Origin of the sequence: Paenibacillus sp. F411, from assembly GCF_017582705.1 — a bacterium.
Classification (GTDB): domain Bacteria; phylum Bacillota; class Bacilli; order Paenibacillales; family Paenibacillaceae; genus Paenibacillus_AQ; species Paenibacillus_AQ algicola.
The window spans coordinates 38,733-62,941 of record NZ_JAGFIP010000005.1; the positions used below are offsets into that span (position 1 = coordinate 38,733).

General features: G+C 51.6%; 25 protein-coding genes and 2 tRNA genes. 6 read left to right on the plus strand and 21 right to left on the minus strand.

All coding sequences use genetic code 11. The features are described 5' to 3' along the window. Window positions 1–23: 23 nt before the first annotated feature. The 5 genes from JJQ72_RS07050 to JJQ72_RS07070 form a co-directional block, all read right to left on the minus strand. Window positions 24–1,385, minus strand: a complete 1,362-nt coding sequence (locus tag JJQ72_RS07050) for an ABC transporter substrate-binding protein (RefSeq protein ID WP_138226790.1) — start codon at window positions 1,383–1,385, stop codon at window positions 24–26. Between the two features lie 76 nt (window positions 1,386–1,461). Next, window positions 1,462–2,301, minus strand: coding sequence for an HAD-IIA family hydrolase (locus JJQ72_RS07055; protein ID WP_138226791.1), 840 nt, complete (start codon window positions 2,299–2,301; stop codon window positions 1,462–1,464). 290 nt (window positions 2,302–2,591) lie between these two features. Further along, window positions 2,592–2,680, minus strand: a tRNA-Ser gene (locus JJQ72_RS07060). Window positions 2,681–2,687: 7 nt separating this feature from the next. After that, window positions 2,688–2,763, minus strand: a tRNA-Asn gene (locus JJQ72_RS07065). A 30-nt stretch (window positions 2,764–2,793) separates the two neighbouring features. Then, window positions 2,794–3,276 carry a SprT family protein gene (locus tag JJQ72_RS07070; RefSeq protein WP_208203317.1) on the minus strand — a complete coding sequence of 161 codons (483 nt, stop codon included), beginning with the start codon at window positions 3,274–3,276 and terminating at the stop codon, window positions 2,794–2,796. Window positions 3,277–3,417: 141 nt separating this feature from the next. Between JJQ72_RS07070 and JJQ72_RS07075 the strand changes: the two genes are divergently transcribed. After that, entirely contained in the window at window positions 3,418–3,768 is a 351-nt protein-coding gene (locus JJQ72_RS07075; protein ID WP_138226793.1) for a hydrolase/acyltransferase, read from the plus strand. A gap of 130 nt (window positions 3,769–3,898) precedes the next feature. After that, window positions 3,899–4,027 (plus strand): cortex morphogenetic protein CmpA, encoded by a 129-nt coding sequence (gene cmpA / locus JJQ72_RS07080; protein WP_138226794.1) that lies wholly within the window; start codon window positions 3,899–3,901, stop codon window positions 4,025–4,027. 131 nt (window positions 4,028–4,158) lie between these two features. Here cmpA and JJQ72_RS07085 read toward each other — a convergent pair whose 3' ends face one another. Then, window positions 4,159–6,378: a Tex family protein gene (locus JJQ72_RS07085; RefSeq protein ID WP_138226795.1), complete on the minus strand. Its 2,220-nt coding sequence runs from the start codon at window positions 6,376–6,378 to the stop codon at window positions 4,159–4,161. A gap of 245 nt (window positions 6,379–6,623) precedes the next feature. Between JJQ72_RS07085 and JJQ72_RS07090 the strand changes: the two genes are divergently transcribed. After that, window positions 6,624–6,800: a hypothetical protein gene (locus tag JJQ72_RS07090; RefSeq protein WP_208203208.1), complete on the plus strand. Its 177-nt coding sequence runs from the start codon at window positions 6,624–6,626 to the stop codon at window positions 6,798–6,800. A gap of 63 nt (window positions 6,801–6,863) precedes the next feature. Here JJQ72_RS07090 and JJQ72_RS07095 read toward each other — a convergent pair whose 3' ends face one another. From JJQ72_RS07095 to JJQ72_RS07140, 10 genes are all read right to left on the minus strand, one after another. Beyond that, window positions 6,864–7,214, minus strand: a complete 351-nt coding sequence (locus JJQ72_RS07095) for a type II toxin-antitoxin system PemK/MazF family toxin (protein WP_138227849.1) — start codon at window positions 7,212–7,214, stop codon at window positions 6,864–6,866. 5 nt (window positions 7,215–7,219) lie between these two features. After that, on the minus strand, window positions 7,220–7,501 hold the full coding sequence (locus JJQ72_RS07100; protein WP_138226796.1) for a CopG family ribbon-helix-helix protein: 282 nt from the start codon (window positions 7,499–7,501) through the stop codon (window positions 7,220–7,222). A gap of 227 nt (window positions 7,502–7,728) precedes the next feature. Then, on the minus strand, window positions 7,729–8,904 hold the full coding sequence (alr, locus tag JJQ72_RS07105; protein WP_138226797.1) for an alanine racemase: 1,176 nt from the start codon (window positions 8,902–8,904) through the stop codon (window positions 7,729–7,731). 278 nt (window positions 8,905–9,182) lie between these two features. Next, entirely contained in the window at window positions 9,183–10,292 is a 1,110-nt protein-coding gene (locus JJQ72_RS07110; RefSeq protein ID WP_138227850.1) for a LolA family protein, read from the minus strand. Between the two features lie 107 nt (window positions 10,293–10,399). Continuing rightward, window positions 10,400–11,068: an ABC transporter ATP-binding protein gene (locus JJQ72_RS07115; RefSeq protein WP_208203209.1), complete on the minus strand. Its 669-nt coding sequence runs from the start codon at window positions 11,066–11,068 to the stop codon at window positions 10,400–10,402. A 29-nt stretch (window positions 11,069–11,097) separates the two neighbouring features. Next, window positions 11,098–12,666 (minus strand): hypothetical protein, encoded by a 1,569-nt coding sequence (locus JJQ72_RS07120; protein ID WP_208203210.1) that lies wholly within the window; start codon window positions 12,664–12,666, stop codon window positions 11,098–11,100. Between the two features lie 14 nt (window positions 12,667–12,680). Beyond that, on the minus strand, window positions 12,681–13,481 hold the full coding sequence (locus JJQ72_RS07125; protein ID WP_208203211.1) for an ABC transporter permease: 801 nt from the start codon (window positions 13,479–13,481) through the stop codon (window positions 12,681–12,683). 124 nt (window positions 13,482–13,605) lie between these two features. Next, window positions 13,606–14,943, minus strand: coding sequence for a sensor histidine kinase (locus tag JJQ72_RS07130; RefSeq protein WP_208203212.1), 1,338 nt, complete (start codon window positions 14,941–14,943; stop codon window positions 13,606–13,608). Continuing rightward, entirely contained in the window at window positions 14,940–15,674 is a 735-nt protein-coding gene (locus tag JJQ72_RS07135; RefSeq protein ID WP_208203213.1) for a LytR/AlgR family response regulator transcription factor, read from the minus strand. Before JJQ72_RS07135 ends, JJQ72_RS07130 begins: the two co-directional genes overlap by 4 nt. Before the next feature lie 112 nt (window positions 15,675–15,786). Continuing rightward, on the minus strand, window positions 15,787–16,350 hold the full coding sequence (locus tag JJQ72_RS07140; RefSeq protein WP_138226803.1) for a GbsR/MarR family transcriptional regulator: 564 nt from the start codon (window positions 16,348–16,350) through the stop codon (window positions 15,787–15,789). Between the two features lie 343 nt (window positions 16,351–16,693). On the opposite strand from JJQ72_RS07140, the gene JJQ72_RS07145 reads away from it, so the two are divergent. From JJQ72_RS07145 to JJQ72_RS07155, 3 genes are read left to right on the plus strand one after another with little or no spacing between them, the layout of a single operon-like run. Beyond that, a complete protein-coding gene (locus JJQ72_RS07145; RefSeq protein WP_279591699.1) occupies window positions 16,694–17,896 on the plus strand; it encodes a quaternary amine ABC transporter ATP-binding protein in 1,203 nt (400 codons plus the stop codon). Beyond that, on the plus strand, window positions 17,889–18,722 hold the full coding sequence (locus JJQ72_RS07150) for an ABC transporter permease (RefSeq protein ID WP_138226805.1): 834 nt from the start codon (window positions 17,889–17,891) through the stop codon (window positions 18,720–18,722). Before JJQ72_RS07145 ends, JJQ72_RS07150 begins: the two co-directional genes overlap by 8 nt. A 2-nt stretch (window positions 18,723–18,724) precedes the next feature. After that, window positions 18,725–19,648, plus strand: a complete 924-nt coding sequence (locus tag JJQ72_RS07155) for a glycine betaine ABC transporter substrate-binding protein (RefSeq protein ID WP_279591700.1) — start codon at window positions 18,725–18,727, stop codon at window positions 19,646–19,648. Between the two features lie 144 nt (window positions 19,649–19,792). On the opposite strand, the gene JJQ72_RS07160 is transcribed toward JJQ72_RS07155, so the two are convergent. From JJQ72_RS07160 to JJQ72_RS07180, 5 genes are all read right to left on the minus strand, one after another. After that, the gene (locus JJQ72_RS07160) at window positions 19,793–20,716 is read right to left on the minus strand and encodes a prenyltransferase (protein WP_208203216.1); all 924 of its coding nucleotides are present in this window, start codon (window positions 20,714–20,716) and stop codon (window positions 19,793–19,795) included. A gap of 209 nt (window positions 20,717–20,925) precedes the next feature. Further along, complete coding sequence (locus JJQ72_RS07165) at window positions 20,926–21,669, minus strand: glycerophosphodiester phosphodiesterase (protein ID WP_208203217.1); 744 nt, start codon at window positions 21,667–21,669, stop codon at window positions 20,926–20,928. 39 nt (window positions 21,670–21,708) lie between these two features. Further along, window positions 21,709–22,731, minus strand: a complete 1,023-nt coding sequence (locus JJQ72_RS07170; protein ID WP_208203218.1) for an SGNH/GDSL hydrolase family protein — start codon at window positions 22,729–22,731, stop codon at window positions 21,709–21,711. 212 nt (window positions 22,732–22,943) lie between these two features. After that, on the minus strand, window positions 22,944–23,858 hold the full coding sequence (locus JJQ72_RS07175; RefSeq protein ID WP_208203219.1) for a methyl-accepting chemotaxis protein: 915 nt from the start codon (window positions 23,856–23,858) through the stop codon (window positions 22,944–22,946). A 130-nt stretch (window positions 23,859–23,988) separates the two neighbouring features. Next, window positions 23,989–24,168 carry an S-layer homology domain-containing protein gene (locus JJQ72_RS07180; protein WP_208203220.1) on the minus strand — a complete coding sequence of 60 codons (180 nt, stop codon included), beginning with the start codon at window positions 24,166–24,168 and terminating at the stop codon, window positions 23,989–23,991. Between the last annotated feature and the right edge of the window lie 41 nt (window positions 24,169–24,209).

Here is a 24,209-nt window from a genome sequence, read left to right on the forward strand (position 1 = left end):
CCCCCCCCCTTAGCTTTTCTCATTTATTTACGGTACTTCTTGAGAATGTCATCCGCTTGCTGCTGGGATTTCTCCAATGCTTCTTCAGGCGTCATTTCACCCAGCAATGCAGACTGTATGTTGTCGTTGAACAGTTTGGTGACCTGCCCGTTCTGATAAGTGGACAATTCACTGGAGGCATACTTCATCTGATCCCGTGCTACGGCAGCTTGCGGGAATCCGGCAACATAGCTTTTTAACAATTCTGTTTCATAAGCCGCTTCCGTAGTCCCCACATATCCGGTATCTATGGACCACTGCGCTACACGCTCAGGCTGAGTCAAGAACTCAATGAACTTGACGGCTGCCGCTTTCCGCTCTTCAGGGATGTCCTTAAATACATACAAATTACCGCCGCCTGTTGGAGAGCCGTAGCTTTTGTTAGCCGGTAAATAAGCTACACCGAAATCAAATGTTGCATCGGCTTTGACTTTGGACAAATTCCCCGTTGTATGGAACATCATCGCTGTTTTGCCGCTGATAAAATCAGAAGGGACTGTTGCCCATTCCAGTACACCTTCAGGCATCACTTTGTCCTTGCGTCCAAGGTCCGTGTAGAATTGAAGCGCTTCTTTAACTTCCGGCTTGTTGAAATATACCTCTGTCCCGTTGTTGTTGACGATATTGCTTCCGGATTGCAGGGAAAGTGCCTGCAGCATCCAATATTGATATCCGGTACTCGGAATTTCCAGGCCCCACTGGCTCACGCTGCCGCTGCTGTCTTTGACCGTCAGCTTGCTCGCGAATTCTCTCAATTCATCCCAGTTCGCGGGCGCTTTCTCCGGATCCAGCCCTGCTTCTTTGAACATGTCCTTGTTATAGTAAAGCACGATGGTGCTCCGCTGGAACGGAACGCTCCATACCTGATCACCGGATTTGGTGTTGCTCATAAACGCTTCATAGAAGCCATTAAAATACTCCTCCGAAAACCGAGGCGTCAGCTCCTCCAGTGCATCCATTTCCAAAAGGCTGTACAGCTCGGTTGACAACAGCACGGCGAGATCCGGAGCGTTGCCGCCCTGCACAGCCGTGGCAGCCTTGGTCATGGTATCTTGGTAGCTGCCCGCATAAACCGGCTTTACAGTAATCGATGGGTTCTCCTGGTGGAAATCTGCGGCCAGCTTGTCTATAAAGCTGGTGATTGGTCCGCCAACCGCTACCGGGAAGTAGAAGCTAAGCTCAATCGGCTGTTCATCCTCCGCATTGCCGCTGCCTTGGCTCTCCTTACCGCTCTGATCTGCAGAAGCCACGCTGTTTCCATTCCCGGCTGCCCCCTGTTGCCCTCCGCTGCTGCAAGCTGTAAGAAGAAGCATCCACACCATAATAACCAGGCTTAACTTTTTCATTTCGAAGTTCCTCCTCAAAATTAATATGCCACTAATTATTTGCTCCCTCGCGAAAAAGGCGAAGGCTGATACCGCTCTATCCGGATGAACCGGATGGCCAGCGAAGCTCGCTTTCTTTTGAACGAAAATGCTCAGCAATGACTCCCACAGACCGCAATATGTAGTCCGGCTGTATGCCTGTTTGCTCAATGGACTCTGCAGCATCGACCCCCGTAAGAACAAGCGCCGTAGACATTCCGACACGTTGACCAAGTGCAATATCCGTTTCGAGCTTGTCCCCGACCATGAGGCAGTCTTCCGGGCGGACTCCGAGCTGCTTCAAGGCGCAGGCGGCATAGTAAGCCGATGGTTTGCCTAGTCTGATGTCCGTCGTCCGGCCGCTCGCCGTTTCAATGGCAGAAATCAGCGCCCAGGTGTCGGGGATCACCCCCTTCTCCACCGGACAGAACGGATCAGGATTGGCGGCTACCAGGAACGCTCCGTTCCTTACGGCATTCACCGCAGCGGTCAATCTGCGATAATTCATGCTCTGATCCAGTCCGACCAAGACGTGGGTGGCGTCTTCTTCATGCTGTGTCACATTTAGTCCCATTCCGGTCAGCTCCATAGTCATGGCCTCCCCGCCGAGCGGGTAGATGCTTGCACCAGGAGCATGCTCCCGAAAATACTCTCCTGCTGCCGTAAGCGCCGTTATGATCTCATCTCCAGAGCAGTGGATGCCAAGTCTAGCCAGCTTGTACATCACCTGCTTTCTTGTGTACAATGTCGTGTTCGTAGCGAACATGACCGATTTTCTACGTTCCCGTAATGTACGGATCGTGTCCTCAGCCCCATCCAGCACACGGTCCCCTATGTAAATCGTGCCGTCGAGATCAAACAGATAAGCGGTAAATTCATTAATCAAGGTACGATGCATGGGCCTTTCCTGCTGCTCCTTTCAAGCAAAATAACCCTTGCTCAAATAACGAGATACGGAAACGGACCACCCCTACAAGCCAAGTGGTTCAAGTCGTATCATCGCTACAGAACAAAGGTTTTCTCCTGTTCTCAACCTTTCATTGCAGCAACCATATTACCATTCCAATATAAAATAGAATAATTAACGCAAAATCAACCTTTTGTTATTTTTGAGTAAATTTGTGGAATATTGCAAAAAAAAGAACCTTCCGAAAACCGGAAGGTCCTTCTTCATCATGTGTTACAGAACGGAGAGAGAGGGATTCGAACCCTCGCACCGCTTACGCAGTCTAACCCCTTAGCAGAGGGTCCCCTTATAGCCACTTGGGTATCTCTCCAGAATAATGGCTCCCCGAACAGGACTCGAACCTGTGACAACTCGATTAACAGTCGAGTGCTCTACCAACTGAGCTATCAGGGAACAGTATTTAGTACGTTCACTAATGTACCATTATTCCTTACCGGAGTCAAGCGTTAACAGCTGAAGCGGGCCCTGGCAGCGACCGCAGCGATAACGCGCCGGGTCCATCCTTCGTTTGCGCTTATACTCCATATGGCACTCCTTGCAGCGCAGGAGGTAGCGGTAGGGCAGTGCTTTTTTCTTATTAGAGTCTGCTCTCGGTATTGCCTTGCAGTACCTGCTCCCTCCTACAGCCTGCAGCAGTGCTTTGAAATCGGCATCCTGGTGGCGATAGCCCTTGCCTGACAAGTGCAGATGATAGTGACACAGCTCATGCTTGATAATTCTCTCCACCTCATCCGGACCGTGCTCCACCAGCTGATGGGGATTGATCTCGATATCATGACTCTTCATAAAATAACGTCCGCCTGTAGTGGACAGCCGGCTGTTAAACACAGCCCGGTGGCGGAACGGGAGCTGAAAGCTGGTCAGCGATATGTGCTCCACCCATGCCTGGAGCTCTTCATTGCTCATCATATTTTTCAACAGTCGGCCTCCGATCTCTGCCTTCTTCTCACGTAAATCTACTTGAATTTTAACTTCTTCCTACGCTACACTGTCAAGTGAAGACTCACACCGCAGGTGATGAGGACGTATGGAAGGGGAAGAACACCAATGCCGGAAATGCGATATTGTATATTGCAGCACGGCGACCAGCTTCAATATGTAGAAATGCCATCGGATTATGCATATCAGCTGAGCGCCCTGAACTTGAGATTAAACAAAGAGATTAGCAAGCTGACCGCTGCGGGCAAGCCAGAGCTGCCGCTTGCTGTGGCTGAGTGCAGCCAGCTGGAGCTGCTGCAGGAGGGCTCGCACATCATTGGCGGGCTGGACTATATTAATCAGCTGGAGTCCTCTTTTGCCTCGCTAAATGAAAGCGAATATCCGCTGATCGCCCTTCTCACTGAGATCCGGGCCCTGCAGGCCCAGCTGGAGCAGTGGTACGAAGAAGAGATGGAATAAAGACGTCAAATTGTGCGAACCGTCCCAATGGAACGCCGTTTAGCATCCGTCTTGCAGCAGACCTGCACACAATAGGCCCTTCCTCCATATGCTAAGGATACAGAGTGTTTAGTCAGAGGAGGAGATTTCATTGCCGCAGTGGCTCTGCAATCAGCTGACTCGCGCCTTCCGCAAGAAGGACCGGCGCCAGATCAAGCTGCTGAACGAATGCTGGTTCTTTTACCGCACCTCTCCGGGGGAGTACCCGGAGGCACCATAACGCGACAAGAAATAAGCCGGATCCCCAGTGGGTCCGGCTTATTTGACCTGCACGTCCTTCTCGCCACGCGCAAGCCTGCGGCGAGCGGAACGGCAATGCGCTGCTGCTCGCTGCTTCGTGCGAAGCCGGCTTTACCCGTTCGCCAGCTCCTTCGGCGGCTTCATGGTCAGTCCGACACGTCCTTTTTTCAGATCGACGTTCAGCACCCAGACCGTGACATTATCGCCTACGGATACGACGTCCATCGGATGCTTGACATACCCGCCGCTAAGCTGGGAAATATGCACCAGGCCGTCATTTTTGATGCCGATATCAACAAATGCACCGAAGTCGATCACGTTGCGCACGGTGCCCTGAAGCTCCATTCCGGGCAGCAGGTCCTCCAGCTTGAGAACATCGGTGCGGAAGATTGGAAGCGGCAGCTCCTCCCGCGGGTCGCGTCCCGGACGCTGCAGGCTGTCCAATATATCCCGCAGTGTTGGAATTCCGACCTCCAGCTTCGCGGCCAGCTCCTCTGCTGATTGCTGCGCAAGCAGCTCGGCCAGCTCCTTCGTGCCGACCTTATCCAGCCCGACGCCCAGCTCCTTCAGCAAGCGGGATACCACCGCATAGGATTCCGGGTGAATTGGCGTACGGTCCAGCGTGTTCTCGCCATCAGAAATCCGCATGAAGCCGACCGCCTGCTCGTACGTTTTGGCGCCGAGACGCGGTACCTTCTGCAGCTGCTTGCGGCTCAGAAACCGGCCATGCTCCTCACGGAACTTCACAATATTCTTGGCAATCGTGCCATTAACTCCGGCTACATAGGACAGCAGGGAAGGCGAAGCGGTATTAACATCTACGCCAACGTGGTTTACAGCAGACTCCACGACCGCCTTCAGGCTTTCTTCCAGATGCTTCTGGCTGACATCATGCTGGTACTGACCGACGCCAATGGACTTGGGATCAATCTTCACCAGCTCTGCCAGCGGGTCCTGAACCCGGCGGGCAATGGAAGCGGCACTTCGCTCTGCTACGTCCAGATCCGGGAACTCCTCCTGCGCCAGCTTGGAGGCTGAATATACGCTCGCTCCCGCTTCGTTCACGATCAGATAGGCTAACTCCGGGCGCCCGGCCTCGGCAATGACCTCTGCCACGAACTGCTCCGTCTCGCGGGAGGCGGTGCCGTTACCAATGACGATCAGCTGGATCTCGTATTTATGAATCAGCTCCGTAAACTTCGCCGCCGCCTCGCGCTTCTTGTTGTTGGGAGGCGTCGGATACGTGACCGCCACTTCGAGCAGCTTGCCGGTGTCATCAACCACCGCCAGCTTGCAGCCGGTACGGTAGGCGGGATCGACGCCGAGGACATTCCGTCCCTTTACCGGCGGCTGCAGCAGCAGGCTGCGCAAATTGCCAGCAAAGATCGAGATGGCCTGGTTCTCGCCTTTCTCTGTAAGCTCACCGCGAACCTCCCGTTCAATCGAAGGTGCAATCAGGCGCTTATACGCATCCTCAATGACCGCTTTCAGCACCTCGCTCACTGCCGATGGACCTTGAATGATCTGCTTCATCATGTACTGATGCACGGAGTCGGCAGGCACGTCCAGCCCGACCTTCAGAATACTCTCCCGTTCTCCGCGATTAATGGCGAGAATCCGGTGAGGCGGCATCTTCTTGGCAAGCTCCCGGTAGCTGTAATAATTCTCGTAAACAGACTCTGCATCAGCATCCCGCGCTTCGGAAGTGAGCATACCATGATCCATCGTATACCGGCGGACCCAGGCACGTATGGACGCATCATCTGCGATATTCTCTGCCAGGATATCCATTGCTCCCTGAATCGCCTCTTCCGCCGAATGTACGCCCTTCTCCTCATCCATATACTCCGCGGCCTTTGCCATAAGATCCCCTTGCTTCGGCTGGGACCAGATCCAGGCGGACAAAGGCTCCAGGCCTTTCTCCTTCGCGACACTGGCACGTGTCTTGCGCTTCTGGCGGTAAGGGCGATACAGATCCTCAACCTCCTGAAGCTTGACGGCTTTGACAATAGACCCTCTCAGCTCTTCTGTCAGCTTGCCCTGCTCCTCGATGATTCGCAGCACCTCGCGCTTGCGGACCTCCAGGCTGCGAAGGTATGACGTGCGGTCCTCGATATCCCGAAGACGGTTCTCATCCAGTTCCCCCGTCATCTCCTTGCGGTAGCGTGCAATAAAGGGAATCGTGTTCCCTTCATCCAGCAGATCAACGGTGGTGCGCACCTGCTTCAGCGTAAGCTGCAGCTCCTTCGCAATTTGTTTGACAATCCGTTCCTGTTCTTCTCTATGAAGCTGTTCCTCATTCAATGCAACCGCTGCTTCAATATCAGACAATGTACAATCCCTCTTTCTTCAAAAAAACTTGTACCCCCATTATCCCAAAACCCCCGTGCATTTACCAGTTCGACAGACACAACCGGGACAGAAGTTTTTACACATGCTCCAAGGAGCAGTAAAGGCAAGAAAAAAAAGCAGGCTTTTAAGCTTCCCTTCAGCTTCCTTTAAGCTTCAGCCTGTACACTGTACTCAAATCTCACCCGGCGCTCTTCAGCAGTCATCATCCTAAGGAGGTTCACAGCATGACACGCAAAAAAATCTGGATCTGGTCTCTCATCGGTATTTTCACCTGGATTGCCATCGTTACGGCCGCTTACCGGCTCATACCGGATGGCCGCCCGGATTACAGCCCGGCTTCCACCGTCTCTTACGCCCTCGTTCCGGTCCATGAGGCAGCCAAAAACCAGGACGCCAAATAGCCCGCCGGAGCACCGGCGGACTATCACGCACACGACCTTTATCAAGGCGGCTTCGCTTTCGTATCAAAAATCAATCAAACCGAGACTAATCTGCAGGGAATCATCCACCTTGCTCATGGTTTCATCATCCAGATGGGTAATCTTATCCGTCAGGCGCTGCTTGTCAATTGTCCGGATCTGCTCCAGCAGAATCACGGAATCCCGGTCAAAGCCATGGGACGCCGCGTCGATTTCGACGTGAGTCGGAAGCTTTGCTTTTTGAATCTGTGCTGTAATTGCTGCTACAATGACCGTTGGACTGAACCGGTTTCCGATATCATTCTGAATAATCAGAACCGGCCTGACACCACCCTGCTCTGAACCCACAACGGGTGAAAGATCCGCAAAAAATACGTCGCCGCGTTTTACGATCACTTTGTTCACACCCCGCTAACTAAGCGGTCCAGAGTGCTGTCTGCATCTTCCTCCGCGTGAAACGCCTCGGACGCCATGGTGAGGTTAATCTTGGCCATCTCCATATAACCTCTCTGCATTGACTCACGGATATAGCGCTTCTTCCGCTCGTGCAAATACAGCTTCATGGCCTGCCTGATCAATTCACTGCGGTTGGAATTTTCCAGCTGAGCGATCCCATCCACTTCCTGCAAAAGATGATCTGGTAGACTGATCATGATTCGTTTGGTGTTCTGCATGTTGGCCACCCTTTATTACACCCCCACAACCTTCTTGCCCTGTGCACCAGTATTACGTTATTCAAGGAAATTTATACAAAAATATATATGCCGAAGGTATATCATGTATGCTGCATCCCATTATAAACCACACTCGGCACTTCGTACAGACCAACCGACATATTGTTAAGTTCGGGAAAATCGGCACGAATTCCTGCTTTCCTTGAAAAAACGATACCTGCTCAGGTCAAAAAGCACTACAAAAGGGGGTTAACCCGGGTGATCGGCATGCCGCCGCGGATATAGGTGCGGGGCACGCGATGTGCTATCATGCAAACCAATTCATAAGGAATGGTACCCAGCCTGGAAGCCAGCTCATCTGCAGAAATACATTCTCCAGATTGCCGGCCGATGAGCACAACCTCTTCACCGGCTTTGATTTGTTCCGCCTCTTCGGCGAAATGCTTTAGCGATACCATACACTGGTCCATACAAATGCTGCCGACCACAGGAGCGCGGCGTCCGCGTATAAGCACCTCCGCATTTCCACTCAGCATGCGCGAGTAGCCATCCGCGTAACCGACAGGAAGCGTGGCAATCCGCTCTTCCTCTTCCGTTACATATCTGGAGCCGTAGCTCACGCCGGATTGCGGCGGCAAGGTTTTGACGTAGACCGCCTGCGTCTTTAACGTCATGACCGGGCGCAGGCTGACCGCTGTGCGATGGACCTCCTCCGAAGGATAAACTCCATACAAGCTGATGCCGATTCGCACCATATTGAAGGATAATTCGGGAGTGTCAATCGCTGCGGCGCTATTGCCCGTATGTATAATCGGGATAGAGAAGCCTCCCTCCCGCAGCGCATCCGCCACGCTCTTGAACCGCCGGTGCTGTTCCAGTGTATAGCTCTTGTTCTCTTCGTCCGCTCTTGCGAAGTGGGTAAACATTCCTTCAATGAAGGCCTGAGGAAGAGCAAAGGCTTCTTCCACAAAAGCTGCTGCCTCTTCCGGGAGCAGCCCCAAGCGTCCCATGCCGCTGTCAATCTTGATGTGAAGCTTCAGCGGACGATCCAGGGATTTCGGCAGCTTCTGAATGGCTGTCAGCACGTCGCGGCTGAACAGGGTCACCGTGATGTCCTGCTCCCATGCGGTCATAATCCCCTCAGGCGGGGTATACCCCAGGACGAGGATCGGCAGCGTGATCCCGGCCTTACGCAGCTCCAGAGCTTCATCCAGAAACGCAACGCTCAGGTAGTCTGCCCCTAAGCGCTCCAGCTCCCGCGATACCTCAACGGCTCCATGGCCATAGGCGTTTGCCTTCACACATGCCAGCACCTTCATGCCTTCAGGCACATGTGCCCGGAACGCATTCAAGTTGTCACCCAGACCATCCAGATCAATCTCTGCCTGGGTAGGCCGATAAATATGTTGCAATCCAGTCACCTTCTTACCATTATGAATAGCTCTGTTGTCATTAAACTCATGGTAATGTTCTGCCCGGCAACTGTCAATCCGGCCACAGCTGTGAGAATTCCCATCCTACTGCTGACGCAGTCCCTTCGCGGACAAGCGGACTCGGCTGATTCCGCTAAACCAGGGTGAACACGACTTTCCTGACATTTTGACACCCCAGTTGAAGAAAGAGGCGAATGGCCTAAGATTTGCAGCCATATCCTGATTGCTGCAAATCTCGGTTATCCGCCTTCATCGTATTACTTACCCGATTGTCCGTGCATGGAAGCAGCGATTTGCACCATTTCAGAAGCCGGCAGATTCCCGCTCGTAATCCGGTACTCCACGCCTTCTGTCGTCCAGGTCAAGGTCTGCTGCTCATCCCCTGTAAGCAGGGCCACCGTGAAGCCCAGATCAATGACCTGACCCGGCGCTAGAGATACTGCCCGGTCCAGCGGACGCGATTCCATAATCGTGTATTGATAGATGCCATCGTACCTCAGAATCACGGCATGATCCTCGCTGTTGGCCATTTCCTGAATCCCCTTACTCACTACGCCGGCTGGTGTATAGGAAGGCTCGATGATGCCGAAAGCCCCCAAATGCTGAGCCGCTGCCGGCTCGGCCGCTGTCCCTGGCTGCTCCCCGGCCGGATCACCTTGTGCAACCGGCTTTCCATCCTCGCCCACCTCGGCCATCACGTCCTTGTTCTCTTCGTTCATGGCACTCAGATTCCGGTTCGTATCAAATGAATCCTTGGTCAGGTTCGTATCAAAGGTGAAGTCGCTAAACCTGACATCGACGACGACCTTGGCTTCGGAGTCAGACACCTGAATCTGCTTTGGCGAGTAGTTATCTTTGGCGAGCCAGATTTTTTGCCGCACCAGAGCATGACTGTGATAATTGGCCGCCACCTCAAACACATAGGCATCCTCGATCTCTGCAAACTGACGCGTGCTATCACTCAGGATACTGCCCAGCATCGTCTGATACAGATATACCTGACCCTGATTCTCCGGCCAATCGCTCTTGAAGCGGAAGCTTTTGTTCAGGCTCGGTGTGAGTACAAAGACCCCTTCATCATTTCGGAGAACGATCTGTGTGAGGTCCTTCTGTCCGTTGGTCAAGCTGATCCGGTAATAGGACGGGGCCTGATACCATACCTCGACCTCATATTGCTGCGGCGTCGAGCCGGTGTTGATGGTCATGACTCCCTTGCCCTGGTATGCCCCCTTCTCGCCTTCCAGCTGATCCGCTACCTTAGCCAGATCCTTGATGACTCCTTCTGCATCCTTTTTCCCGCCACAACCCGAAAGCACCAATGTGAAGCATAATACAGCAGCAAGCAGCACCCAAGACACCCGGCGCATGTCATCATCCCCTTTGTGCACATGTTTTGAATTCATTGATACATGTCTATGAGGGACTTGGTCACATTATGCAGACGGGCTTGACAAGCCGGAGAGCGGATTCTTTTTTAGCGCCTGAAATATTTCTCTTTAAGCTCCCCGGTTAACAGCTCCATCCTTCCTCCTTGAATAATATACAGCGTATCGCAAAGCGACTCTAAATCTTCATAGTTGTGGCTGGTGAGCAGCAGGGTCTTGCCATCCTCTTTCAGCCTCATTACGATGTCCTTCATATCGTTGTAGGTCTGGTAGTCCAGCGCATTAAAGGGCTCATCCAGCACCAAAATATCCTGCCCTTCCATGATGGCCTGGGCAATGCCCAGCTTCTGCTTCATCCCCAGAGAATAATGGGCAACCCGAGTCTTCAGCTCCGGGTCCAGGCCTACCCGTCTCATGGCGTCTTTGATCTCGGCATCACCAATTCTCCGGTTAATATCAGCGAGAAATTTCAAGTTTTTATAACCGCTGTAGGTGGAAATGTATCCCGGGCTATTAATGAACACCCCCACGTGCTCAGGAAAATCAATGTCCTTGCCGAGCTGTTTGCCCCGTACAAAGACTTTTCCGGTATCCGGCGCCGTGAACCCGCACAACATTTTGAACAATACGGATTTGCCGCTGCCATTCGCACCGACGATGCCGATGCTCTCCCCCTTCTGAATGTCTAAATGAATGTCAGATACTACGGGGATTCCGTTATAAGCCTTGGATACCCCTTCCAGCTTGATCTGTGTCAATGTCAATCACCTCTTTCAGCATAGTTGAGCTATTGAAACCGCCGTTTATATCCATGGATCAGGATGTACAGCACCGCTGATACCGCTATGACTATAAGGATCAGAAAAATGGTTTGCGGAGGCAGTCCCTCATACGCGGAGTCCGCCGCAGACATAAAGAGTTGATGCTGTGCCAGGCTGGACATGCCTGCAGGAATGTATAATGTCCAGGAATATGGAAGAAGGTAGAGCGCGTACATCAGCAGCAGCCCTCCGAATGCGGCCGTGACTTGCCGACTCCACAGGAACACCAGCAGCATGAGCAGAAGCTGCACCAGCAGCTCCAGCCATTTTACGGCTGTGATATAAACCCAGATCTCATTCCAGCTGAGTGCCAGGTCCGGGATCATTGTAACGCCTTCAGCAGGCAAGCCTGCTAAGGATGGAATGAGGAGACTCCCTGTCGTCAACCCGATGGTGTACACCAGCAAATAGATACCGCCTGCAGCGAGGATCGAGGAAGCCCATTGTATTTTGGAAGTAAGACGGATGGTCAGCAGCATGCTGTGCACTCTTTTTTCATTTTCCAAAAATAGGGCAAGCATATATAACGGGGCTGTATTCATCAGCAGCATCACGAGAAAATCTGCCGGCTTGAAATAACCGTGCCCATGCCCCCAAAAGGTATAGATCATGTAGTCCGCCCATGTGCTTGGACCGACTGCCAGGTTGTTCAGCTGCAGCCATTTCCATAAGCAGATTACAATCGCCAGTGTGGCCAGGATACCCACATTTCGGAATGAAAACAGCTGCGCAGCATAATAAGGCATCACTCCCCGGGGCCTAGGCCATTTTCGGTGCCATTCAAAGTCTTTATTCCAATATTTGCAGATGAGATACACTGTGCCTCCAAAGATCATTCCCAGTGAAATGTAAGTGACCCAAAATGCATACGGATAGGTCAGATTGTACATGAAGATGATGTAATTATTGATAAACAGAAACGGGATGCGCGTCAGCTCCGGAATTTTGGATTTCATGGCAAAGACCATCAGAATAAACAATCCCGCCGTTATCACAGCAACCCATCTCTTCTCAAGAAAATGATGCAGCGTCATCATAACGAGACCCAGCATGCTTAGCCCCAGGATCAGATGCAGAACCGACAGCGCGGAGGCCTGCCATGGATGCTGTACAATGTCACTTAATTTCATCAGTACTTCCATCGACAAGTCTTGTTCAGCCGGCGAAGGAAAACCGGAGCCTGCTGGCAGGCCCAGACCCACACTCATGATGACGGCAAGCTGCACAAGGACAAACAGACTTGTATTTAAAGCCCATGCCGCCGCCTTCACGGCAAAATAGCGAGGGAACCGGGAGATGCGGATCAAGACATAATCCAGATTGTCCTCCAGATAGGTATAGCTGATCCACAGAAACATCGGCACCATAAAAAAAGTAATGTAGTAATGGTCCACCAGCACAAACAGCACAAAGCTTTCATAGGAGTATGCAAAGCCTTGACGCGCTGAGAGACTGAACAAAGCGGCGCCCAGCAGGAGCAGAAGCAGCTTCGGCGTATAGAACCTTTTCACATCCCGGAGAAAAACAGCCCCCATCTTGCTCCCCTCCTTTAAGACGGATATACCGTGGCTTTTTGAATCCTGCTGAAGTAAAAGGCAATACCCGCCGTGAACAGCAGAGCAAGCGCGGGACCCACAAGCAGAGGCCCATACCCGTGCTGATTAACATCAAAAGATTCCGGATTAAAGGCGGTGTAGATTCTGTAGATCTCCAATTGAAGCAGAGATAAAATGAAGTTTTCCAACGTGACATACAGAAAAGGTCCGGTCAGAATAATAAACACATTCGAAACAAACAAGGACAGCACAAATGCAAGTGTAGCCATCATCGCGGACAGGACTCCTTGCCAGAAGCTGATGAGCAGACCATAGCTCAGCGGATGATTCACAAACAAGGAGCCCAGAAAGTGCGTTTTCTCTAGCCTGGGACCCGGTTCGCCTGTGCTTTTATCGACTAAGCTATAAAACGGAGTGATTTCCGGCTTGATATAGAGTGCGAATATGACGCCGATCATCATGGCGATAAACATGATCGAGAACGAGCTTCCTGCCACCACCAGCCATTTTGCGGACAGATAGCGCCTTTTACTTACTCTCGGCAGCGTGTACATCAGAAATCCGTCTCGGCGCTCCAAATACATCAGCCAGCCTACAGGCAGAACTGCTATTAGCGGAAATAGAAATACAATGATAGAAATGCCGACTTCCCAGGCCTCTAAATCATGCTCTAGTGCATAGCTTTTATAAATGGTTCCACTTAGAAGAGCTACAGCAAGACTCAAGCTCAGCAGCGTGATCAGGACCGGCCAGCGCAGCTTGCCCCATTCCAATCTGAGCAGATTATTCAACATACTCACTCCTTTTTTTCTCGGATCTGTCTACAATATAGTCTGCAGCATCCTCATGTACAATAGCTTGAGAAGGAACAAGAGCCTTACGGGAATGAACGAAATTTCGTTCCCATAAAGCTCTTGTTTATGCTTCCGTGCTTGAGGGAAGCCGCACACCGATAGACAAGTAGGCGCCGCCCTGATGCTCCGTATTGGAGGTCAACAGCTTACCTTTAAGCTGCACAACCAGCTGCTTCACATTGTACAAGCCAAATCCGCGAGGTCCTTGGGCTGTATTTTTGGTAGTGTAGCCTTTCTCAAACATTTGCATGAATGCTGTACTGGATTGGGGTGACCCTGGATTCATTACGAGCAGGTCCACCCACCCTTGCTGAGTCGCTTGCACTCTTACTACGATCTCGTTTCCCGGATATGAAGCTTCAATCGCATTGTCGATCAGCACGCCCAGAATTTCCACCAACTGCTGCTCTTCTGCCACGATCTTGTGAAAAGAAGTGTAGATTTGCGTGGTAATGACCATTCCTCGAACCTCTGCGAGCTTCATCTTTGTGTACAGAAAGCCTCCAATCACCTTGCTGTCGAGCTGCAGAATTTCACGAATCCCGGTCTGTATGATGACGCTGTCTGTATAGGCTGAAATTTGAGCCCGGACCTCCGGCAGGGAGCCGGCGGTTTCCACAATACTGTGGATGGCCAGCAGCTTGTTATGAAATTCATGCTGTCTGGCGCGCACCTCGGATACCAGCTCGTCAATGGCGGGCAGATATTGCTCGATGGCGGACACTCTTTTCTCATGACGTGCCTGCCGATGATGTTCATAAATAATCCAGAGGTTCATACTGATCACCAGCGTAAACACAAGGAACAGAAGCAGCAGGTTCCGGGTCACAAAAGCGGTCTCAAAATTAGCATAGATCACGAGCCCGAGCACCATGACAGAAGACTGAATCAGCATAATCCGCAGAAAGATGCCGTTATAATCTCCTAGATAATGATTTCCCTGCTTTATGATCATGGCAGCATAAAGAGCGCCTGCTAGTAGCAATGTGACCCCGCGATGCACATGTGGAAAGGCCTCTGCGTCTTGCTCCAGCAGCAAACTGATCCCGGCAATGCTGAAGGTCCGAAGCAGGATCCAGATCAGAAAGCTTAGAAACGTTACCACGATAACCTTCATATTGGATATAGGACGGAAAAAGCTGCTATTCAGCATCATCACACACAGAATCAGCACACATAGCAGCACCGGGTTATTGACCGGAAGCAGATCGTAATTATTTACACTGAACCCTGCCCCCCATTCTGTGTAATCTACCCTCTGATAGCGGAATATCAAGCAAAGGAGATGAAAGCATATAAACCAGCTCACCGTAGCTTTTGTAAATCTGACGGGTTGTCCGGCCATGCTGTAACAGATCAAGAGCATGATCACTGTATCCAGCAGAATTTGAAAATAAATCATGAATGTCCCCGATTCTTTAGCGCGTGCTTGAAGGTGTGGCCAATGGGAATGAGCTGATCCGCACCGACCAGCTTGATGGTTCCTTCACTTTTATCGATTTTTTGAATATACGCCGTGTTAATGATATAGCTTTTGTGGCATTGAATGAACGATTTCTCTCCCAGCAGCTCAGCGATCTTTTTGAGAGACAGTCCAGAAATCCGATCGGACCGTATTTCTTCCCCCGCCGATTTGATGTGCAGCTCCAGATGCTTGCCGAAGGATTCCACGTAAACAATCTGGTGTATGGGATACTCCAGCACGTGGCTCTTCTGCTCAATACTCAGGATCTCCGGCTGCGGAGTCATTCCTGCTCCAAGGTGATCCATGTAGGACAGCACGTCCCGCACCGCATGCAGCACTTCATCCCTTGTAAACGGCTTGATCAGAAAGCCATAGCACTTAATTTGCCGGTATGCGTTAAGCTCCTCATTGGCAAGTCCGGTGGCGAATAGAATCGGGGTGAAGCTGTAGCACTCCATGGCACGCAGTTCTTTTGCAAGCTGTGTCCCTTTATAATCGGCTAGCTGAATATCCAGAATAAACAGATCTATTGGATTTGCCAAAGCAATCTGTATGGCTTCTGCGGATTGATCCGTTGTAAACAGGCTCGCGCCCGGGGCGGCCTCCTGAATACAGGAAGCCAGTAAGCTCACAATGTGAGGCTCATCTTCCACGATGAGTACATTCACCAGGAAATCCTCCTTACCTATATGTCTGCATTTATTCTAACCCCTCACGCCAAAAAGGTACAACCTCACGGCTGCACCTCTCCCTCTTTATTCCAAGCGCCTTCGCGCTTCTCTACTCCCCTGGCGGTTCTTTAGGAACCAGCTTGAAAATCTCTCCGCTGACAAAGGTGTCAATCAATCGGTCCAGCCATTCGTAGTAGGCAACGGCCTCCTTGATTCTTGATACATCCTGCTGCAGAACTGCAATCAGGAGCTCATCCTCATGATGGTCTTTCATGAGCCGGTTCATTTCGTCCACGGATTTTTTCAATATATGAATGTTGCTCTCCACCGACTTGCGCCACTTGATATCAAAGAAATCGAAGAAGGTCTGATACCAGTCATACTCCACCTCATATAGATCCTTCCGCGAACCCTTCTCCCATACCTTATGCACCATTTTGTAATCCAGCAGCGTTCGGACTCCGGTACTCATGCTGGTCTTGCTCATCTTCATCTCCTGGCCCATTTCGTCCAGATTCATCGGCTTATCAGCAAAAAACAGCAGTCCATATAAATGGCCTGTGGAAACGGGAATTCCATATAAGTCCATATTTCTTCCAATATTCTCAATAACACGCTTGCGTATTTTATCTACAGCAGCCTGCCGTTCTTCATCCAGCGGGTACAAGCCCATGCTCGAGCCTCCTCTTATTGCTAACCGTCATCTTCTCTATTCTCATTGTGTCCTTTAGTGATGAAATTGCATCCATATCGCTCCAAAAGATTCTTGTTCTATTGTAGGTAAAGCTTTTTTAATTGTAAAGAACTCCTGGCGGGAGCATTTAGGAGCATCCAAGAGGATATGGGAGCATAACTTTGTACAGTTTTTACTGTATGAACTTAATGTACGGATTTAACGTTTGCAACTGTAACTTTTGTGTTGTTATAATTCAGCACATGGGTTCACCGGACTAAGACGCAAGAATCGGTTTCAAGGTTCATTATGAATGCTGGATCATGATAGAGGGGGAATATGCTTGGCTATTCTACAAGTAAAAGATGTCAGCAAGCTGTTTGGGAATCATCCCGAGCAAGGGCTTGCGCTCCTGCAAAAAGGCTGGAGCAAAGAACGCATCGCTAAAGAAAAAAATATTACCGTCGGCGTAAATCGAGTCAGCTTCGATATACAGGAAGGCGAAATCTTTGTCATTATGGGCCTTTCGGGCAGCGGCAAATCGACGCTGGTGCGTTTGCTGAATCGGTTAATTGAGCCCACCTCGGGTGAAATTCTGATTCACGGCAAGGATCTTCGAAAAATGAACAAGGAGCATCTCCGCAATGTGAGACGTAAATCCATCAGTATGGTCTTTCAGAAGTTCGCCCTGTTTCCTCACCGCACGGTGGTGGAGAATGTGGAATACGGACTGGAAGTTCAAAAGGTGGACAAAAGCAAGCGGCACGAGGCTGCACTGAAATCCCTGGAGCTTGTCGGCTTGAAGGGCTGGGAGGACAAGCTGCCCAGTGAGTTGAGCGGCGGCATGCAGCAGCGTGTCGGGCTTGCCCGCGCCTTGGCCAACGATCCGGAGATTCTGCTTATGGACGAAGCCTTTAGTGCGCTGGATCCGCTGATCCGCCGCGATATGCAGGATGAGCTGATCGAGCTGCAGGATAAGATGAAGAAAACCATCGTCTTCATTACACATGATCTGGATGAAGCGCTCCGAATCGGAGATCGCATCGCCCTCATGAAGGATGGCGCTGTGGTGCAGATCGGCACACCGGAAGAAATTCTGACCCAGCCGGCCAATGATTATGTCGAGCGCTTCGTCGAGGACGTGGATCTGTCCAAGGTGCTGACCGCTTCTCATGTCATGCGGCGTCCGGAGACGATCACACCGGACCGGGGTCCTCGTGTGGCACTGGAACTTATGCGGGAACGCGGCGTATCGAATCTGTTCGTCATCGACCGCTCCAAGAAGCTGCTCGGCGTAATCACGGCAGAGGATGCTTCCGAAGCGCTGCACAGCAACCGCAAGCTGGAGGACATCGTCATTCAAGACGGTCCGGCTGTCGGACCTGACACGCTGTTAAATGAGCTGTTTGAAATGACCAGCTTGTCCAAGGTGCCTGTAGCGGTCGTTGATGACAAGCAGCGTCTGCTGGGCGTCATTGTCAGGGGTGCGGTACTCGGCGCCCTGGCCGGCGAGAGCAAGACCGGGGAGGTGAATGGACATGCCTAAGATTCCATTAGCCGACTGGATCAACGCCATCGTGGACTGGATGGGAGAATATTTGTCCGGCCTGTTCGACGGCATCGCCGAGGTCATTGAATGGATTGTAACCTCATTTACCGATCTGTTCATGCTGCCTCATCCGTATCTGTTTATCGCCATTCTCGGTATTCTGGCCTTTATTCTGGGCCGTGTTCCGCTGACGTTGTTTACGGTCATCGGCTTCCTGATCATTGACAATCTGGGCTACTGGCCGGAAACGATGGACACCCTTAGCCTGGTGCTTACCTCCGGACTGATCTCCATCCTTCTGGGTGTGCCGATCGGAATTTGGGCGGCCTATAGTAAAGGTGCCTCCCGCATCATTATTCCGGTGCTGGACTTTATGCAGACGATGCCGGCCTTTGTATACCTGCTGCCTGCCGTCACCTTCTTTAGTCTCGGTGTGGTACCGGGGGTGATCGCCTCTGTCATCTTTGCGATTCCGCCTACGATCCGCTTGACGCGGCTTGGTATTATGCAGGTTTCCGGAGAGCTAACCGAAGCCGCAGACGCATTCGGCTCCACTTCGGGGCAGAAGCTGTTCAAGGTACAGCTGCCGCTGGCGATGCCTACCATCATGGCGGGCGTGAATCAAACTATTATGCTGTCTCTGTCTATGGTCGTCATTGCGTCCATGATCGGAGCGCAGGGAATTGGTGCTGAAGTGTACCGTGCTGTCACTCAGCTTCAGATTGGTAAAGGGTTTGAAGCCGGCCTGGCTGTCGTCATCCTGGCGATTGTGCTGGACCGCTTTACACAAAATATATTTAAAACCAACAAAAGGGGTGCTTAGTTTTGAAAAAGAACATGAACTGGTTGTTAATGCTCAGCTTGTCCGCGATGCTTCTCCTGTCGGCGTGCAGTCAAAGTGACGAAGGGACAGCGGGTACCGGTGAAGGCGGCAATGAAGAAGCCGCGGCTTCCATCGGAGAACAGGTCGACTATGAAATTATCGGTATTGATCCCGGCGCAGGGATCATGAAGGCAACGGCACAAGCAATCGAGGACTACGAGCTCAGCGATTGGAAGCTGGTGGAAGGCTCCAGTGCAGCCATGACCGCAGCTCTCGATAAAGCGATCAAGGACGAAGAGCCGGTCATCATTACCGGCTGGACGCCACACTGGATGTTCTCCAAATATGATCTGAAATATCTGGAGGATCCGAAGAAGATCTATGGTGAAGCTGAAGAGATTCACACTCTCGTTCGTTTGGGACTGGAAGAGGACCAGCCAGAAGCGTATCAGTTCCTGGACAACTTCATGTGGACCTCCGATGCAATGGGTGAAATCATGACCGCGATTCAAGAAGGCCAGGATCCCGCCGAAGCTGCGAAGGAATGGGCGGAGAATAACACGGATCTCGTCGATGAATGGACAAAGGATATTCAGCCTGTAGATGGCGAAGAATTCAAGTTCAGCTATGTAGCCTGGGACTCTGAAATTGCGAGCACGAACCTTGTGCAGTACATTTTGGAAAGCAGACTTGGCTATGAAGTAACGGCATTGCAGGTTGAGGCTGGTCCAATGTGGACCGGTGTCGCAAACGGTGACGTGGATGCCACTGTTGCAGCATGGCTGCCGCTGACTCATGCGGATTACATGGCTGAGTTTGAGGACAAGGTGGTCGATCTCGGCCCGAGCATGGAAGGCGTGAAGACAGGACTGGTCGTTCCTTCTTATGTTGAAGCCAATTCTATTGAGGATCTCAAAAGCGAATAAAGATGACTCGATTCTCACGTTCTTAGTGCATAATGCATAATGACAAAGAGGCTGTCCCACAAGATCCAGGATCTTACGGGATGGCCTCTTTTGATTGTGGTGAGAGTTACGTGACTTGGTTCACGCCGCTGTCGCTAGATATCTCTAAATTTGCAGCAAGCTCTGGATCAGCAGCGACAGGATCAGCACGCCGCCGCTGGACATCGTGGCCTTCATGGACGCACCCATTAACGGCAGATATGCCTCTGAGCGGTTGTGCTCCTGGAGCCGCCCGTACACCATATACAGCGGAAGCACTGTAATCAGTGCCGCCAGACCATACAGCGGGAGCGCTCCTGCCGCGACACAAGCTACCATGGACAAGCATGCCAGCAGCAAGAGGAGTCTGGAGAAGCGAAGGGCTCTCTTTTCTCCCCAGACGACGACCAGTGTATTCTTCCCCGCCTGCCGGTCTGCCTGCCAATGCAAAAAGTGGTGGTTAAACAAAATCAGCGTAGTTAACAACCCGATGGGCAACGACAACAGCAGTGCCCGGTAGTCCATGTGAGAGGTCTGCACATAATAAGCTCCCATTACCGGCAGGATGCCGAAGGAGAGCAGGATGGCAATTTCACTATAGCCTTTGCCCCGGTAGCCGAATTGAACCGGTGGCGCAACATAAAAATACGCAATGAGTCCCCCCAGCGCTCCGAGCACAAAGGCCCACCAGCCGCTGAGAAGGCCCAGGATCACGCCGCTTGCAGCAGCGATGACGAACAGCAGCCAGGTCACAGCCTCAAATTTGCGAAGGGACCATATGCCTTGCGTCAAGAATCCGGAGTTGGTCGAAATTGCATCGACATGGTGATCGGCTTCTCCATCTGCTCCATTCTTGAAGTCCCACAGATCATTAATCATGTTGGAGAATAAATGCGCTGCCGCTGCACCTGCCAGAGTCAGCAGAAACAGCCACGGGTGAAACTCTCCTGTCCACACATACGCTCCCAGCGCTCCGAGAGCCACGGGAATCAGCATCACAGGAATGACATTCAGCCTGGAAGCTTTAGCAAATGATGTCCAGCCATTCATATTGCCGGTTCACTCCTTTCTTATCGTCAGTTGGACGTCTGCAATCTTGCGAAATCAGACGCCGCCACATTGTGAAACAAAGTACGATCTCCTTTATCATAACATATTTCAGCAGGCGTTTGAGCCGCGTTTTCTATGATTCTCTTTTTCAAATGATATAAAAAAGAAGCCTGCCCCGACTGCCCGGGACAAGCTTCTTCATCCTTACTTTACCACGATGCCTGATCCAACAAAGCCTTCAGGCGACCCGGATAATCGGTAATAATTCCGTCTATGCCGGACGCTGCTGCCTCTGCAAGTGACGCTTCATCATTAATGGTCCAGCCATACACCTTGAGGCCCTTACTCTGCGGCCCCTTCAAATCCTTGAGCTCCAGCCGGCTGTAATTGGGATGCAGGGAGAAGACCTTCGTGCCCGCCGCCAAAGGCAGCTCTTCATGGCGATCCAGCGTCAAGCTGTACAGCAGGCCGACTTCAATCCGCGGCTCCAGCTCCCGAATGAGCCGGAGGCTCTTCCAGTCGAAAGAGGATATCACCACCTGATCCAGCCTGTCACAGTCTCTCAAGAGCTTGACCAGCGCAGGCTCAATAGCTCCGTGATACTTGCCCTTGATCTCCACATTAAGCATGACCTGCGGCGGAACGAGATGAAGCACCTGCGCAAGGGTTGGAATGGTCTCCCCGGCATAGCGTTCATGAAACCACGAGCCCGCATCATAGGTCTGCAGCTGCTCTACAGTCATATCATTCACTTTGCCGGAGCCATTCGTTGTCCGGTCAATGGAATCATCATGAATGACGACCAGGCTGTTATCCTTGCTAAGATGAATATCCAGCTCAATGCCGGTACAGCCCTGCTCCAATCCCAGCCGGAACGCAGCCAGCGTATTCTCGGGAGCTTCTCCGGAAGCCCCCCGGTGAGCAAAAATCACCGGCTTGTTAGGTATGGACATCCTTCCTGCTCCTTTCTGTAACGCTTTCAGGTTCTCTGTTTATATCACTGCTGTCGGTTTCAGCTGTGTGCCCAACCCCAGCTTCTCAATCAGCTGAATCATTTGCTTGGACATATTCACATAGCCCTCAGCATCCGGGTGCAGCTTGTCCGGGAAGCTGTCCTTCCATTCCTCGCCGAACACCTCCAGGCCATCCAGGTAGTACAGATTGTTATCTCCCTGACCTTGCATAACCTCAACGGTCTCGCGAACAATCGTGCGCATGATCTGCAGTGTCAGATCTACCTTGTTGGGATGCGTTTCCCGACTTTCCTTCTCGGCGAAGATCGGGGACTGAAGAATAATCGGAGTGTGCGGGTGCTTCTCCCGAACGACCTGTACGAAGCCAATCAGTGCTGCCTGGAAGGTACGCTCACTCATGGACGATACGCCCATAATATTAATGCCGGCACAGATCGAAATGAGATCAGCCGGAAGCTCGCGAATCATGCGCGCCACCATCATTTCCAAATGGCAATTTCCGGAGTATCCCAGGTTGGTGCTGTGCCAGTCAAAATGGTTCGCCACCAGCGCCGGCCACGTTCTTGACGGTCCTGAAGCTTCCTCGCACTGTGTTATTGAGCTGCCATAGCTGATCCATCTCAGACGGTTGTCCTCAATATGGCTGTAAGATGCGCCGTGATCGAGCTCCAGCTCACGTACGATGAGCGGACCTTTTTTCTGCGGGAGAAACAGCTCCACGCGGCTGGAGTTCTCCGGCAGGTTATCAAACCGGCACACCTCCTGATTGGGAGTCATGTCTACCGACTGATGCAGCTTGCCGTCAACCACGCAGTCGATGGTCCGCTCAACATCAGAGCCCTCTACGTGCAGCACAGCCGTACGGCTGTCACTCTTGAAGGTGATGCGAACGCCTGCGGGTACCTCTGTCTGACGCAGCAGCGACTTGGGTAAGAACAGCTCCTGCTGCTCATACGGAATACGCCATGGCTTTGCGCCCGCTGGTGTGCTTTCTACACTTACCGCTCCTTGATAATCTAATTCTGTCCCCTTCAGCTTCATAATGAATGAAGCACCTCTCTTTCCTTCTGCCTGAATTTGTGGTCGTCGGCATCCCGTGCTCTACCGAAATTACGATCATGTTAAAATTCGACACAAAATCCGTTGATCCTTTCTCGAAAACGTATTCTTTTGTAGAAAATAGAGCACAAAAAAAGCTTCATGCGAGCCCTAAGGACGCATGAAGCTGGTTGATTGGAAACGTAGTATACCCTCTAAATAATATGCTGGAAACGCTGGGCGTGATCTTCCAGCTGCTGAGATGAGACAGACAAGCCGTTGAAATCCTCCACCGCTGCTTTAATCATGTGCTGGCTCTCCTGAACGTCGAATTGCACCTGACTCGCTCCTGTGGAAATCTTGATGACTTCCTTCGTAATCCCGTTGATGTTGCTGCGTACTTCCCCGATGGACTGCTCCACCTTCACCGAGAGCTTGCGAACCTCCTTCGCCACCACATCGAACCCGCGTCCGTGCTCTCCGGCTCTTGCGGCTTCAATCGCTGCATTCAGAGCCAGCAGCTGAGTCTGGCTGGCAATATCGCGGATCGTCTGCACCACGCCTTTGATTTCATCCGCACGGCGATGCAGGCCCTCCAGCGTCAAGGCATTATTCTCGGAGACCGAAGCGATCTGATCAATCAGATTCATCAGCTCTGCACTACGATGGATGCCCTTCGTCGACCGGCCGCTTAAATCCTCAGCCATCTTGAGCAGATTCTCTACTACAAGGGAAATATGGTTCTGACGCTCTGTAATATTGGTTGCGATCTTCTGGATTCCGATGACCTTGCGGGCATCCTCGTCCATGATCGGCATATAGGTCGCTTCCAGCCATACAGATTGACCGAGGGCGTCTCTTCTCTCGATTTTGTCCTGAAAGCTTCGGCCTTCGAATAGCCGCTGCCAAAACAACTCATATTCCGGACTAAGGCTGAACTGAGGCAGACAAAATTGCTTATGATGCATACCGAGCATATCCTCTTTGCGGTACTTGACGCTTGAAGCAAACAGATCATTGACATAAGTGACTCTTCGACTTGCGTCGAAACGTATAACCGCCACGTACTTTTCCAGCGCATGTACAATCATAGGATCCGATACTCTAACCTCTTCCAGCTGCTGCAGCATAATATGTACCCACCCTCTCAACATTTCAGACCTTAGTTGAAACATTAGTCCTAGTTACAATTACCCTGTATATCTCTAAATTGAAACATTTTTATCGTTATTTTTCGACATATTCAATCTGCTCCATGATTCAATCCAGCAGCCCGTGGATAATGGCAACCGCTTCCGCCCGGGTCAAAGCGCGATCCGGCTTGAACGAGCCGTCCGGATCGCCCTGCATCCACCCAGCCCGGAATACAGCATCCACGATACTTTTGGCCCAGTGGAGCTCCACATCGTCAAAAGCCGGCGTACCTTCACTTCGCTCCAAGCCGGCGCTTTATGGAACGCCAAACAGCCGTACCCGCGTGT

Coding starts and splice junctions, on each gene's coding strand:
- JJQ72_RS07050 (WP_138226790.1), bottom strand. CDS start 1,385: ATGAAAAAGTTAAGCCTGGTTATTATGGTGTGGATGCTTCTTCTTACA.
- JJQ72_RS07055 (WP_138226791.1), bottom strand. CDS start 2,301: ATGCATCGTACCTTGATTAATGAATTTACCGCTTATCTGTTTGATCTC.
- JJQ72_RS07070 (WP_208203317.1), bottom strand. CDS start 3,276: ATGAGCAATGAAGAGCTCCAGGCATGGGTGGAGCACATATCGCTGACC.
- JJQ72_RS07075 (WP_138226793.1), top strand. CDS start 3,418: ATGCCGGAAATGCGATATTGTATATTGCAGCACGGCGACCAGCTTCAA.
- JJQ72_RS07090 (WP_208203208.1), top strand. CDS start 6,624: ATGACACGCAAAAAAATCTGGATCTGGTCTCTCATCGGTATTTTCACC.
- JJQ72_RS07110 (WP_138227850.1), bottom strand. CDS start 10,292: ATGCGCCGGGTGTCTTGGGTGCTGCTTGCTGCTGTATTATGCTTCACA.
- JJQ72_RS07120 (WP_208203210.1), bottom strand. CDS start 12,666: ATGGGGGCTGTTTTTCTCCGGGATGTGAAAAGGTTCTATACGCCGAAG.
- JJQ72_RS07125 (WP_208203211.1), bottom strand. CDS start 13,481: ATGTTGAATAATCTGCTCAGATTGGAATGGGGCAAGCTGCGCTGGCCG.
- JJQ72_RS07130 (WP_208203212.1), bottom strand. CDS start 14,943: ATGATTTATTTTCAAATTCTGCTGGATACAGTGATCATGCTCTTGATC.
- JJQ72_RS07140 (WP_138226803.1), bottom strand. CDS start 16,350: ATGGGCTTGTACCCGCTGGATGAAGAACGGCAGGCTGCTGTAGATAAA.
- JJQ72_RS07150 (WP_138226805.1), top strand. CDS start 17,889: ATGCCTAAGATTCCATTAGCCGACTGGATCAACGCCATCGTGGACTGG.
- JJQ72_RS07160 (WP_208203216.1), bottom strand. CDS start 20,716: ATGAATGGCTGGACATCATTTGCTAAAGCTTCCAGGCTGAATGTCATT.
- JJQ72_RS07165 (WP_208203217.1), bottom strand. CDS start 21,669: ATGTCCATACCTAACAAGCCGGTGATTTTTGCTCACCGGGGGGCTTCC.
- JJQ72_RS07170 (WP_208203218.1), bottom strand. CDS start 22,731: ATGAAGCTGAAGGGGACAGAATTAGATTATCAAGGAGCGGTAAGTGTA.
- JJQ72_RS07175 (WP_208203219.1), bottom strand. CDS start 23,858: ATGCTGCAGCAGCTGGAAGAGGTTAGAGTATCGGATCCTATGATTGTA.